Here is a 12,649-nt window from a genome sequence, read left to right on the forward strand (position 1 = left end):
GTAGCGAATCCTTTACTTCATGTCTAGAAACTTTTACATCAGATGGTGAACCCCCCGTCGACGTTGACCACCGCCCCGGTGACGTAGCGGCCGTCGGCGCCGGCCAGGAAGGCGACCGCGGCGGCCACGTCGGCGGGCTCCGCGTAGTGGCCGAGCGCGGTCAGGTCGCGGATGACGCCGGCGTTGGGCCCGTCGGCCGGGTTGAGCTCGGTGTCGGTCGGGCCGGGGTTGACCAGGTTGACCGTGATCGCGCGCGGGCCGAGCTCGCGGCCGAGGGCCTTGGTCAGACCGACGAGCGCGGTCTTGCTCATGGCGTAGAGCGCGAAGCCGGGGAACACCGCCCGCTCGGCCACGTTGCTGCCGATGTTGATGATCCGCCCACCGGCCGCCATGTGCCGCACCGCGGCCTGCGTCGCCAGGAACGGCGCCCGCACGTTGACCGCCACCGTCTGCTCGAACTCGGCGACGCTGAGCTCCTCCAGCGGGCCCAGCAGGAACGCGCCGGCGTTGTTGACCAGGATGTCGAGCCGGCCCAGCTCGGCCGCCACCCCGTCGACCGTGGCCACCAGGGCGACCGGGTCGGCGCTGTCGACGCGTACCGCCGTGGCCCGCCCGCCCTCGCCCGTGATCTGGTCCACCACCTCGCCGGCCCGCCGCTCGTCCCGCTGGAACGTCAGCGCGACCGTCGCGCCCTCCCGGGCCAGGCGGGTCGCCACCGCCGCGCCGATCCCCCGACCGCCGCCCGTGACCAGCGCGACCTTGCCATCAAGTGTGTTGTCCATGCGGAAGAGCCTGCTCGAGCGCGGTGGGCGCGTCTGGCGCTGATCGGACGTCGCGGTGATCTGGTTCTCAATCGGGCCGAACGCGCCGCCACGCCGGCCCGGCGGGTGTGGGCTGGACCGATGCGGACCACCACACTCGGGCGATCCGGGCTCGCGGTGTCCCGGATCGCGTTCGGCACCTGGCAGCTCGGCGGCGACTGGGGCAGCTTCGACGAGCGGGCCGTCGTCGAGACCATCCAACGGGCGTACGACCTGGGCATCACGATCTTCGACACCGCGCAGGGGTACGGCTACGGCTCCTCCGAGGAGCTGCTCGGCCGGGCCCTGCGCGCGCCGCTCACCACGGACCGCGACTCGGTCGTGCTGGCCACCAAGGGCGGCATCGACCCGGCGGGCGAGCGGACCCGGGACGCGCGGCCGGCCTGGCTGCGGTCGGGTGTCGAGTCGAGCCTGCGCGCGCTCGGTGTCGACCACATCGACCTCTACCAGGTGCACTGGCCGGATCCCGATACGCCGGCCGAGGAGACCGCGACCGCGCTGCAGGAGCTCGTCGACGCGGGCAAGATCCGGCACGTCGGAGTGTCCAACTACGACACCGCGCAGCTCGCCGCGTTCGAGGCGGTGCGGCCGGTGGAGACGCTGCAGTCGCCGCTGCACCTGTTCCAGCGGGAGATCCAGGACGACATCCTGCCGTACGCCCGGCGCCTCGACATCGGTTTCCTCGCCTACAGCCCGCTCGGCAGCGGCCTGCTCTCCGGCGCCCTCGACGCCTCGACCCGCTTCGAGGAGGGTGACTGGCGCGCCCAGTCGAGCGCCTTCACCGGCGACGCGTTCGTGCGCAACCTGGAGATCGTCGACTCGCTGGCCCGGTTCGCGGCCTTGCGGTCGATGACGGTCGCCCAGCTCGCGGTGGCGTGGGTGCTGGCGCAGGAGGGCGTGCACGTCGCGATCGTCGGGGCCCGGCACGCCCGCAACATCGAGGCCGCCGCCGACGCCGCCGACCTGCGCCTGAGCGCCGAGGACCTCGTCGAGATCGACAAGATCACCCAGGGCGCGACGCCGCTGCTGGGCAACACCCCGGAAGGGCCGCGCTGACGTCTCAGCGCTCGGCGGCCCGGCGGCGGCGGATCGACTCCAGGGCGCGTTCCATCGCGTCGTCGGCGTCGACGTTGACGACGCCCTCCTCGAAATACTCGCGGCTGGCGCCGTGGAACAGCAGGACGACGACGGCCGCCGAGGCGAGCAGGAGGACGGTCTCGAACGCCTGTTGGGTCAGCGGGTACCAGCCCGGCACCACGCCGAGCCGCATCGGGCCGTCGGCCAGGTCGGTGCTGATGAAGAGCACCTGGCCCAGCAGCGAGACGAACAGGACGCCCAGGGCCGTCCAGCGGGCGCCGGACAGCGGACCCCGCAGGCCGATCAGGACCGGGACCAGCACGGCGGCGAGGCCGAAGCCGGCGACGGTGCTGTAGGCGGTCACGTCCAACGCGTCGAAGACCGCGGCCCGGCCGGCCGTGTCCCGCATGAGCGGACCCGCGGCGGCCTCGTCGACCAGCGGCCGAGCGCTCAGGGCCGCGACCGCCCGCAGCCCGGACACCACGGCGATGCCGACCAGCAGCCCGGCCGCGACCCCGACCTGGATGGGCCGTGGCGCGACCGCGGCGCCGCGGCAGCGCGGGCAGACGATCCGTCCGTCGGACGTCGCCCAGCGATGCCAGCCCAACCGGCAGGACATGCTCATAACGGCGACTATCGTCGATATGCCGCAGGCACCGCGTCCCCCGTTCGGCCGCCGGGCCGGCCAACCTAAGGCTAGGCGGCGGGTGGGCGGAGCCGGTGGTCCGTTTCGTAGCGCTCCGCCAGCTCCCGCTCCGCCACCGCGTCGCCCCGGAACGTCGCGGTCAGCAGCGCGGCGAGGTCGTCGATGACGTCCAGGTCGTCGACCAGGTCCGGGCCCATCGGGCCCCAGGCGTCGGCCAGTCGCACCGCCGCGTCGTTGGCGTGGGCCCAGTCGCGCAGGACCGCGTCGCGCAGGGCGGCGCCGCCGCCGAAGCGGGTCGCGTCCAGGGTGCCGGAACGCCAGGCGAGCCAGGCGTCGCCGGGGAACACGAAGCCGGTGGCGCCGGCCACCCGGGGATCGGCCACCAGCCAGCGGTCACCGTCGTGATAGGACACGACGACGTGGGCCGCGTCGCCCAGGTAGGGCGCGAAGCCCACCCGCGACCGGGCCCGGACGCCCTGCTGGCGCAGCGCCGCGAGCAGCAACAGGGCCGCGGTCCGGCAGGTGCCACCGACCGGCGACGGGCGGGGCGCGGTCAGCGGCAGCCCGGGGTGCCGCTCCTGGTCGGCGTCGAGCAGGTCGGCGAGCCGCGGCACGTCGGCGCCGGGCGTGCCGGCGCCGCCGACCACGTTGCGCACCACGGCGCCGAGCGCGGCCACGTCGTCGGGGAGGTCGGCGAGCAGCGCCGCGTGGCGCCCTGGATCAGTCGCGGAGATCATGTGGACGAACCGTAGCGCGCCGCCACCTCGGCCCGGGTGGGCATCGCGACCGCTCCGCCGGGGCGCTCGCAGACGAGGCCGGCCACCTGCAGGGCGTACGCCACGTGGTTGGTCCAGCCTGTCGCGGTGGCCGGCCGGCCGTCGGCGAGCAGGCCGGCGATCAGCGCGGCCATCACCGAGTCGCCCGCGCCCGTCGCGTCGACCGCCTCGACCACCGGCGCTGCCAGCTCGATCCGCTCGTCGCCGACGGCGACCAGCGCCCCGGCCGGCCCGCGGGTGACCACCACCGCGCCCGCGCCCAGCGAGAGCAGGTCGCCGGCCACGGAGGCGAGCGACAGTCCCGGATAGAGCACCGCGGCGTCGGCGTGGCTGAGCTTGACCAGGTCGGCGGTGGCGCAGAACTCCTCGACCACCGTGCGGAGAGCGTCGACGTCGGCCGCCGTGGGCAGCAGCGTCGGCCGCACGTTGGGGTCGAAGACCCGCAGCCCGCCGGCCGTAGACCAGGCCGTGCGGGCGGCGGCGCGGAACTCCGGGTGCAGCAGCACGATCGATCCGCAGTAGACGACCGCCGAGCCGGCCAGCAGGTCGGCCGGCACGTCGGTGAGCAGCGAGTACGACGGTGGGCTGCCATAGAAGTGGAACTCCGGGTCGGCCCCGCTGAAGGTGACCACCGCCAGCGTCGTCGGCACCGGGACGCGTACCGCCGCCCGGTCGTCGACCCCCGCCTCCTTCAGGTAGTCGAGGATCCGGGTGCCGAGGGCGTCGTCGCCGAGCGAGCCCGCGAACGACACCTGGCCGCCGAGCCGGGCGGCCCCGACCGAGACGTTGAACGGCGCTCCGCCGATCGCCTGCCGGAAGACCCGCTCCCCGGCGCACTCGCCGTCGAGCAGGTCGATCAGAGCCTCGCCGAGGACCACCGCGTATCCCATGGACTGCATCTTGTCAGCGCCGCTCTTGCCCCGCCGCACCCCGTCGTGGTCACATATCCATGCCGGGCAATACACGCGGACTGGCGCCGCCCACCACGACGGACGCACAGGTGGGTGACGCGCGCGCCGCGGCATGTCCGTGAGCCCGCGCTCCCCGAGTCGACTCCGGCGCCGCCCCTGCGCGCGCCGACTCCCCGAGGAGCAATCCGTGAAGCTCATCCGCAGGGCGGCGGTGCTCGGCGCCACCGCCATGCTCGCCGCCGGCCTCGTGTCGGTGGTCAGCCAGCTGCCCGCTCAGGGCCACGGCACACCGATGTCACCGGGCAGCCGCACCTTCCTCTGCTGGAAGGACGGGCTGTCGCAACAGGGCGACATCCAGCCGCACAACCCCGCCTGCACCGCCGCCGTCCAGCAGGGCGGTACGAACCCGCTCTACAACTGGTTCAGCGTGCTGCGCTCGGACGCGGCGGGCCGCACCGTCGGCTTCATCCCCGACGGGCAGCTCTGCAGCGGCGGCAACCCGACCTTCGCCGCCTACAACCAGGCCCGCAACGACTGGCCGCTGACCCACCTGACGGCCGGCGGGCGGTTCGACTTCAAGTACAGCAACTGGGCCCACCACCCGGGCACGTTCTATTTCTACGTCACCAAGGACAGCTGGAGTCCGACCCGGCCGCTGGCCTGGAACGACCTCGAGGCGTCACCGTTCCTGACGGTCACGAACCCGCCGCAGAGCGGTGGGCCGGGCACCAACGAGGGGCACTACTACTTCAGCGGGAATCTGCCGTCCGGCAAGAGCGGGCGGCACCTGATCTACTCCCGCTGGGTGCGCTCCGACAGCAGCGAGAACTTCTTCGCGTGCTCCGACGTGACCTTCGACGGCGGCAACGGCCAGGTGACCGGCGTCGGCCCGGGCAGCGAGAACCCGGGGCCCGGCCCGACCACCGGCCCGGACCCGACCACCGGCCCGACACCCACCCCGACGGCGCCGAACCCGACGACCCCGGCGCCGAGCGGTGAGTGCATGGCGGTCTACCGGGTGATCGGCTCGTGGACCGGCGGCTTCCAGGCCGAGGTCACGATCATGAACCACAGCAACCGGACGTACGGCGGCTGGACGGCGTCGTGGGCCTGGCCGTCGGGTCAGACCCTCGCCCAGGTCTGGAGCGGGACGTCGAGCGTCTCGGGTGCGAACGTGACCGTGCGCAACGTGAGCTACAACGGCACGGTCGCGCCCGAGGGCACGACCACGTTCGGCTTCCTCGGCACGCACAACGGCACCAACACCCTGCCGACGGTCACCTGCGTCGGCTCGTAACACGGCAACGGGGGTCCCGGCGACGAGCCGGGGCCCCTCGGCCGCCGGTCGCGTCAGGCTCCGTCGAGGACCGCGTAGGCGCGTTTGATCGCGACGTGCGCCGCGGCGCCGAACGGGGCCCGCTTGGCCAGGTCGTCGATCCGGGCCCGTTCGGCGTGGCCGTTGCGGATCAGCCACTCCAGCTCGGTGAGCTCCTCGTGCTGGCCCGTGACGAAGCCCTGGCCGACCGGCGCGCCGTGGCCGGGCACCACGACCGTGTCGGGGGTGGTCAGGCGCAGCAGCGCCGCCACCGTGCCGGGCCACTCCAGTGGGTAGGCGTCGCCGAAGTCCGGTGGGCCGCTTTCCTCGACCAGGTCGCCGGCCACCACCACGTCGGCGTCGGCCACATGGGCGACCAGGTCGCCGGCGGTGTGCCCGCGACCGAAATGGGCGAGGGTGACGACCCGACCGCCGAGGTCGAGCGCGGCCGTGGTGAGCACCGGCTCGTTGGGCGGCAGCAGCGCGGCGCGGGCGACCTCGTCGGCCAGCTCCGGGTGCGAGTCGCGGACCGCCTCCCACGCCGCCCGCCGGGCCGACTCCTCGTGGCCGAGCAGGCGCGCGGTCTCCTCGTGGGCCCAGATCCGCGTCTCGGCCGCCACCTCGGCGTCGGGATCGCCGAACCGCGGGAACGACTCGGCCGGCGGCGGGTCCTGCCGGGCCACCGTCGCGTTGCCGAACGCGTGGTCGAAGTGATGGTGGGTGTTGACGATCGCCCACGGCGCGCCGGTCACCCGCCGGGCCGCCGCCGTCAGCTCGGCCGCCTGCGCCGGGGTCGACAGCGTGTCGACCAGCACCGCCGCCTCGTCACCGACGACCAGCGTCACGTTGACGTCGAGCACCGGGTAGCGCAGCACGTAGACCCGGTCGGCGATCTCGATGAACGCCGGCGCCGCGGAGGTCATGAGTCGCCGACGGCCCGCTCGACGAACCGGTGCCGGTCGAGCAGCATCCGCTCGACCCGGCCCTCGGCCACCACGGCGGAGTCGCTGCCGGGGCCGTCGCTCACGGTGACCTCGAAGAGGAGCTTGCGACCGTCCACTTTGGCCAGCTTGGCCACCGCGTAGACCGTGCGGCCGATCGCCGTCGGCAGTTTGTGGTCGAGCTCGACCCGGGTGCCGACGGTGGTCATGCCGGTCGGCATGCGGGTCGCTGTCGTTGCCACGGTGGCGGCCTCGACCAGCGCCAGCACCCGCGGCGTGCCGAGCACCGGCACGTCGCCGGAACCGACCGCCTGGGCGGTGTCGGAGTCGGTGACGGTCAGCTCCACCCGCGCGCTCAGGCCGGGCGCGAAGGGCGCGTCCGCTTGCTGCTCCATGACCCACAGCGTAGGCGTTCGGCCACGCTCAGGCTACGAGCCCCGCCAACCTGTGGACAACCGTGGATGGCCACGTCAGGGGCTTGCGCGCCGGCCGGCAGCGGGGGGCCGTCGGCGGCACGGCTCAGGAGCTGGGCTGCGGCAGCGGCGGGGCAGCCTCAGGGCCGGGCGCGGCCGGGGCCGGCACGATGACCGGCCCGCGGTCGGGCGCCGCCAGCCGGGCCGCTCGGCCGCGGGCGGCAAGATCGTCAGCGAGGCGCCAGGCCTCGGCCAGGTCGCGGTCGCGCAGGGCAGCCGAGCGCCCGCGCGCGGTGTCGGCGTAGACCGTGGCCACCCCGAGCAGCCGCTGCAACGGCCCCTGGACCACCCGTACGCTCTGTATCCGGGCATAAGGGACCATCAGCACGGTCCGGGTCAGCAGCCCCTCCTGGGTCGCGACCACGCGGTCGGCCAGCATCACGCCGAGCTTCGGTCTGGCCAGCGGGTGGAACCACCGGGTCCGCGACGGCGGCGGCACGAACCGCAGTTCCTGCAGCGCCACGCCGGGCAGCACCGCGGCGGCGATCCGCTCGGCCACCTCGGGCGTGCCGACGGGCAGAAGGCGGTCGGTCTCGTTGTTCCCGTTGCCGTTCTCGGCGGCCACCCCGGCGATGTCGAGGGTCAGCCGCAGCCAGCGGTGGCCACGCCAGAGCAGCGGCCAGGTCGCGGTCACGCCCTGCACCCGATCGATCGGCACGGTCTGGGCGCGCGTCTCGGTCAGCCCGTAGCGCAGGCGCAGCGCGGCGCCGTCGCCGGAGAGCCGGAGGTTCCAGTCGCTGAGGACGCGGCGCACCGGTTGCAGCAGCACGCCCGCCACGGCGGTCAGGGTGCTGGCCACCCCGATGAACGACCACGACGGCTCGAACGCGAACTGGATCACCACGAACGCCACGCCGACCGGCAGGAACATGGCCTGCGGCGTGAGGAGTTGGCTGATCACCAGATCGCGGTTGACCACCGCGTGCAGCGCGGGACCCGCACCGGCGATCTGCGGTCGGGTCCCCACGTCGGACACGCCGACGCCGCCCGCCACGACCGGCGCGGCGGCCCGCCCCGCGATGATCAACAGCCGGTCGCGCAACGCCGCCGCGTCGGCCACCGACAGGTAGGCCAGCGGCGCCTCGGTCTTGCCACCGCCGACCACCTCGAGCCGCAGCTCGGCGAGCCCGGTCAGCTGGGCCAGCAGCGGCCGCACCACCTCGACCGACTGCAGGCGCTCCAGCGGGATCGCCCGGGTGCGCCGCCACAGCAGGCCCTCGTGGATCCGCAGCTCGTGGCCGACCACGTGGTAGCCGGTGTTGTACCAGCTGATCACCGACATGATCACCGCGCCGATGACGACGACCAGCACCATCAGCGCGAAGAAGCCGAGGCCGACCTGGCTCAGCGTCTGCCAGGAGAGCGCCACGACGATCACGACCAGCGCCTTGGCGCCGTGCAGCAGTGGGCTCAGCGGATGGAGCCGCCGCCGCGGCTCGTCGACGACCACGGCCCTACAGCCCCTCGGCCCGGTCCTGGCCGAGCGCGGTCAGCCGGTCGCGCAGCCGGGAGGCCTCCTCCGGCCGCAGACCCGGCACCCGGGCGTCGCTGGCCGCGGCCGCGGTGTGCAGCTGGACGGTGGAGAGGTTGAACGCGCGCTCCAGCGGGCCGGCGCTCACGTCGACGAACTGCATCCGCGCATAGGGCACGATCGACAGCCGGCGCACCACCAGCCCGTGGCGCACGAGGAGGTCGTGGTCGCGTTCCGCGTACCCCCAGGCGTGCACCGCCCGGAAGATCGACCAGAACCGCCAGAGCATCAGCACGAGCACGACGCCGAACGCCAGCCCGAGTGGCCAGACCTGGAAGATGCCCCAGAGGATGCCCAGCGGGAGCAGCAGCATGAGGGCGCCCGCGCCCCAGCGGATCAGTTCGACCCAGATGAGGTCGCGGGAGACGGGCTGCCAGTCGACGGTGTCGGGCCAGGGCTCGAGGGGGCTGGTCGGCCCGGCAGCGGCGATATCCACCCCTATGAGGGTAGGGGATCACCGGAAGGGCGCCACCTCGCGCAGGAAGCCGCGGCGGTCGAGGAAGTCCGCGAGACTCTCCCGGTGCTCGTCGCACGCCAGCCAGACCTTGCGCCGCTCGGGGGGATGGATCTTCGGGTTGTTCCACCGGATCTCGTAGGCGGCCTCGCGGCGGCAGCCCTTGGCGGAGCAGACGGGGTCGAGCTGCTCGGGATGCACGACACCGAGTCTAGGAAGAGAAAAGCGCCGGGCGGCCACGGGGGAAGCCGCCCGGCGTGGAGGAATCGTACACGTGACGTTCCCCTCTTTGTCTACCCGTGTCTTCCGGAGCGTCGCCGAACGGCGAATCCGTCTCTGCCCGCACGTCGGCACGACCGGCGTGCGACGCTTGGTGCGGCGCGCCAGCGCCGCACTTGGATGCCTGGTATCGCGTTCTCAGCTTGGCCCACCATGATGGGGACGACGCCGAGACGTAATGCGACTGTGGAGGACCGCGTGGCCCAGCCGACCGCACCCGACACCCCGCAACCCGACGCCGGCAACGGCGCCGGTCCGGTCATGCCGACCGGTGGGCAGCCCGAGGGTTTGCAGGGTGCACAGCCCCAGACCACGCCGGCGCAGGACGCGACGCTGCTCGAGCGGGCGCTGTTCGAGGTCAAGCGGGTCATCGTCGGCCAGGACCGGATGGTCGAGCGGATGTTCGTCGCGCTCCTGGCCCGCGGCCACTGCCTGCTCGAGGGCGTGCCCGGCGTCGCCAAGACCCTCGCGGTCGAAACCCTCGCCACCGTCGTCGGCGGCACGTTCGCCCGCGTCCAGTTCACGCCCGACCTGGTCCCGGCCGACCTCGTCGGCACCCGGATCTACCGCCAGTCGAGCGAGAAGTTCGACGTGGAGCTCGGCCCGGTGTTCGTCAACTTCCTGCTGGCCGACGAGATCAACCGGGCGCCGGCCAAGGTGCAGTCGGCCCTGCTCGAGGTGATGTCCGAGCAGCAGGTGTCGATCGGCGGCGAGACGCACCGGGTGCCCAACCCGTTCCTGGTGATGGCCACCCAGAACCCGATCGAGCAGGAGGGCGTCTACCCGCTGCCCGAGGCCCAGCGCGACCGGTTCCTGATGAAGATCCTGGTCGGCTACCCGTCGGACGCCGAGGAGCGGGAGATCGTCTACCGGATGGGCGTCAAGCCGCCGGAGCCCGCCGTGGTGTTCAGCCCGGCCGACCTCGTCTCGCTGCAGGCCAAGGCCGACGGCGTGTTCGTGCACAACGCGCTGGTCGACTACACGGTGCGGCTGGTGCTCGCCACCCGCAACCCGGCCGAGTCCGGGGTCCCCGACGTCGCCCAGCTCATCCAGTACGGCGCCAGCCCGCGCGCCTCGCTCGGCATCGTCCGGGCCGCCCGGGCGCTGGCCCTGCTCCGCGGCCGCGACTACGTGCTGCCGCAGGACGTGCAGGACATCGCGCCCGACATCCTGCGGCACCGGTTGGTGCTCAGCTACGACGCGCTGGCCGACGACGTGCCGGCCGACCACATCGTCGCCCGCCTGATGAGCGCCGTGCCGATGCCGTCGGTGGCGCCCCGGCAGCACGCGGCGCCGGGCGGCCAGCAGCCTCCGCCGCCGCAACAGCCCGCCGGGGCCTGGCCGGGTCGCCTGCCGTGACCGCGCCCGCCGGCCCGCCCGCCGGCCCGCCCCGCCGTGCCGCCTCGACAGCCGGCTCGGGCCGCACCAGCGCCGACCGGATGGCGGACACGGCCGGCATACACCACGCCGGGGGCGGCGTCGCGACGGCCCGCGCCGAGCAGGTGCTCTCCCGGCTCCAGCTGTTGATCACCCGCAAGCTCGACGGGCTGCTCCAGGGCGACTACATCGGCCTGCTGCCAGGGCCGGGCACCGAGCCCGGCGAGTCGCGCGAATACCGGCCCGGCGACGACGTGCGCCGGATGGACTGGCCGGTGACCGCCCGCACGACCGTGCCGCACACCCGGCAGACGGTGGCCGACCGCGAGCTGGAGACCTGGCTGGCGATCGACCTGTCGGCCAGCCTCTCGTTCGGCACCGCCCGCATGCTCAAGAGCGACCTGGCGGTGGCGGCCGCCGCGGCGGTCACGCACCTCACCGTGCGGGGCGGCAACCGGATCGGCGCGGTGGTCGGCACGGGTGGCGGGCACACCGAGCGGCTGGCCGCCCGGCCCGGTCGCAAGGAGGCGCAGGGTCTGCTGCGGGCGATCGCGCGTACGCCCATCCAACCCGGCCGGACCGACCTCGGCGCCCTGGTCGACATGCTCAACCGCCCGCCGCGCCGCCGGGGCCAGGCCGTGGTGATCTCGGATTTCCTCGCGCCGCCGGCCGACTGGGGCCGCCCGCTGCGCAAGCTGGCGGTCCGGCACGACGTGCTCGCGATCGAGATCGTCGACCCGCGCGAGCTGGAACTGCCCGACGTCGGCGTGCTGGTGCTCGCCGACCCGGAGACGGGCGCGCTGCACGAGGTCTACACGGGTGACGCGAAACTGCGCGCCCGGTACGCGGAGGGCGCCGCGGCCCAGCGCTCGGCCATCGCCTACGAGCTGCGCGCCGCCGGAGCCCAGCACCTGCGGCTGCGTACCGACTCCGACTGGCTCCTCGACATCGTCAGGTTCGTCGCCGCACAGCGACACGCACGCACCCGGGGTACGACACGATGATCCGTTTCCTGCAACCGTGGTGGCTGCTGGCCCTGGTGCCGGTGCTCCTGGCCGCCGCCGCGTACGTGTGGCGACAGCTGCGCCGGCGCGACTACGCGATCCGGTTCACCAACGTCGACCTGCTCAAGTCGCTGGCCCCGCGCGGCCTCGGCTGGCGCAAGCACGTGTCGGCCGGGGCGCTGCTGCTCTGCCTGCTCGGCCTCGCCCTGGCGATGGCCCGGCCGTCGATCGACCGCGAGCTGCCGCTGGAGCGGGCGACCATCATCCTGGCGATCGACGTGTCGCTGTCGATGGAGGCCAGCGACGTGGCGCCGACCCGGCTGGAGGCCGCCCAGGTGGCCGCGAAGCAGTTCGTGCAGGAGCTGCCGCCGACCTACAACCTGGGGCTGGTCTCGTTCGCGAAGTCGGCCAACGTGCTCGTGCCGCCGACCAAGGACCGCTCGGCGGTCACCTCGGCCATCGACGGGCTGACCCTGGCCGAGGCGACGGCGACCGGCGAGGCGGTCTTCACGTCGCTCGACGCGATCCGGTCGGTGCCCGCCGACGGCGCCGACGGGCTGCCGCCGGCGCGGATCGTGCTGCTCTCCGACGGCTTCCGCACGGCCGGGCGGCCGATGGAGGAGGCGGCCAGCGCGGCGCAGGCGGCCAACGTGCCGGTGTCGACGATCGCGTTCGGCACCGACAACGGCACCGTCGACATCGGCGGGCAGCTGCAGCGGGTGCCGGTCGACCGGTTGGCACTGGCCCAGCTCGCCGAGACGACGAGCGGGTTCTTCTACGAGGCGGCGAGCGCCGCCGAGCTCAAGCGGGTCTACGAGGACATGGGCAGCTCGATCGGCCACCGGGTCGAGCCGCGCGAGGTCACCCACTGGTACGCGGGCTTCGCGCTGCTGCTAGGCCTGATCGCGGCGGGCCTGAGCCTGGTCTGGTCGTCCAGGCTGCCCTAGTTGGCGTTGTTGACCAGCATCACGACGACGACCACCCAGACGGCGGCGAGGGTGAAGCCGAGTGGGGCTGCGAAACGACGGTTCATCACGGCTCTCC

14 protein-coding genes are annotated in these 12,649 nt (G+C 73.6%); 5 read left to right on the top strand and 9 right to left on the bottom strand.

Annotated features, from left to right (window positions below; translation table 11 throughout):
* Positions 1 to 38 precede the first annotated feature (38 nt).
* Entirely contained in the window at positions 39 to 782 is a 744-nt protein-coding gene (locus O7635_RS33195) for an SDR family oxidoreductase (protein ID WP_278084443.1), read from the bottom strand.
* 120 nt (positions 783 to 902) lie between these two features.
* Between O7635_RS33195 and O7635_RS33200 the strand changes: the two genes are divergently transcribed.
* Positions 903 to 1,877: an aldo/keto reductase gene (locus tag O7635_RS33200; RefSeq protein ID WP_278084444.1), complete on the top strand. Its 975-nt coding sequence runs from the start codon at positions 903 to 905 to the stop codon at positions 1,875 to 1,877.
* A 4-nt stretch (positions 1,878 to 1,881) separates the two neighbouring features.
* On the opposite strand, the gene O7635_RS33205 is transcribed toward O7635_RS33200, so the two are convergent.
* The 3 genes from O7635_RS33205 to O7635_RS33215 all read right to left on the bottom strand — a co-directional run bounded on the left by O7635_RS33205 (position 1,882) and on the right by O7635_RS33215 (position 4,210).
* On the bottom strand, positions 1,882 to 2,523 hold the full coding sequence (locus O7635_RS33205; protein ID WP_278084445.1) for a hypothetical protein: 642 nt from the start codon (positions 2,521 to 2,523) through the stop codon (positions 1,882 to 1,884).
* A 71-nt stretch (positions 2,524 to 2,594) separates the two neighbouring features.
* Positions 2,595 to 3,281, bottom strand: a complete 687-nt coding sequence (locus O7635_RS33210; RefSeq protein WP_278084446.1) for a transglutaminase domain-containing protein — start codon at positions 3,279 to 3,281, stop codon at positions 2,595 to 2,597.
* Complete coding sequence (locus tag O7635_RS33215; RefSeq protein WP_278084447.1) at positions 3,278 to 4,210, bottom strand: carbohydrate kinase; 933 nt, start codon at positions 4,208 to 4,210, stop codon at positions 3,278 to 3,280. The genes O7635_RS33210 and O7635_RS33215 overlap by 4 nt, the downstream gene beginning before the upstream one ends.
* A gap of 250 nt (positions 4,211 to 4,460) precedes the next feature.
* On the opposite strand from O7635_RS33215, the gene O7635_RS33220 reads away from it, so the two are divergent.
* Entirely contained in the window at positions 4,461 to 5,528 is a 1,068-nt protein-coding gene (locus O7635_RS33220) for a lytic polysaccharide monooxygenase (RefSeq protein ID WP_278085633.1), read from the top strand.
* A 53-nt stretch (positions 5,529 to 5,581) separates the two neighbouring features.
* Here the strand turns inward: O7635_RS33220 and O7635_RS33225 are convergent, their stop codons facing one another.
* The 5 genes from O7635_RS33225 to O7635_RS33245 all read right to left on the bottom strand — a co-directional run bounded on the left by O7635_RS33225 (position 5,582) and on the right by O7635_RS33245 (position 9,146).
* Complete coding sequence (locus tag O7635_RS33225) at positions 5,582 to 6,469, bottom strand: MBL fold metallo-hydrolase (RefSeq protein ID WP_278084448.1); 888 nt, start codon at positions 6,467 to 6,469, stop codon at positions 5,582 to 5,584.
* Positions 6,466 to 6,882 carry a hotdog domain-containing protein gene (locus tag O7635_RS33230; RefSeq protein ID WP_278084449.1) on the bottom strand — a complete coding sequence of 139 codons (417 nt, stop codon included), beginning with the start codon at positions 6,880 to 6,882 and terminating at the stop codon, positions 6,466 to 6,468. Before O7635_RS33230 ends, O7635_RS33225 begins: the two co-directional genes overlap by 4 nt.
* A 124-nt stretch (positions 6,883 to 7,006) precedes the next feature.
* A complete protein-coding gene (locus tag O7635_RS33235; protein WP_278084450.1) occupies positions 7,007 to 8,410 on the bottom strand; it encodes a PH domain-containing protein in 1,404 nt (467 codons plus the stop codon).
* A 4-nt stretch (positions 8,411 to 8,414) separates the two neighbouring features.
* Positions 8,415 to 8,927 (bottom strand): PH domain-containing protein, encoded by a 513-nt coding sequence (locus tag O7635_RS33240; protein ID WP_278084451.1) that lies wholly within the window; start codon positions 8,925 to 8,927, stop codon positions 8,415 to 8,417.
* A gap of 18 nt (positions 8,928 to 8,945) precedes the next feature.
* Complete coding sequence (locus tag O7635_RS33245; RefSeq protein ID WP_278084452.1) at positions 8,946 to 9,146, bottom strand: acetone carboxylase; 201 nt, start codon at positions 9,144 to 9,146, stop codon at positions 8,946 to 8,948.
* A 339-nt stretch (positions 9,147 to 9,485) separates the two neighbouring features.
* On the opposite strand from O7635_RS33245, the gene O7635_RS33250 reads away from it, so the two are divergent.
* The 3 genes from O7635_RS33250 to O7635_RS33260 all read left to right on the top strand — a co-directional run bounded on the left by O7635_RS33250 (position 9,486) and on the right by O7635_RS33260 (position 12,552).
* The gene (locus tag O7635_RS33250) at positions 9,486 to 10,583 is read left to right on the top strand and encodes a MoxR family ATPase (protein WP_278085634.1); all 1,098 of its coding nucleotides are present in this window, start codon (positions 9,486 to 9,488) and stop codon (positions 10,581 to 10,583) included.
* A gap of 80 nt (positions 10,584 to 10,663) precedes the next feature.
* Positions 10,664 to 11,605, top strand: coding sequence for a DUF58 domain-containing protein (locus O7635_RS33255; protein WP_278085635.1), 942 nt, complete (start codon positions 10,664 to 10,666; stop codon positions 11,603 to 11,605).
* On the top strand, positions 11,602 to 12,552 hold the full coding sequence (locus tag O7635_RS33260) for a VWA domain-containing protein (RefSeq protein WP_278084453.1): 951 nt from the start codon (positions 11,602 to 11,604) through the stop codon (positions 12,550 to 12,552). Before O7635_RS33255 ends, O7635_RS33260 begins: the two co-directional genes overlap by 4 nt.
* Positions 12,553 to 12,649: the final 97 nt, after the last annotated feature.

This window comes from Asanoa sp. WMMD1127, from assembly GCF_029626225.1.
Classification (GTDB): Bacteria; Actinomycetota; Actinomycetes; order Mycobacteriales; family Micromonosporaceae; genus Asanoa.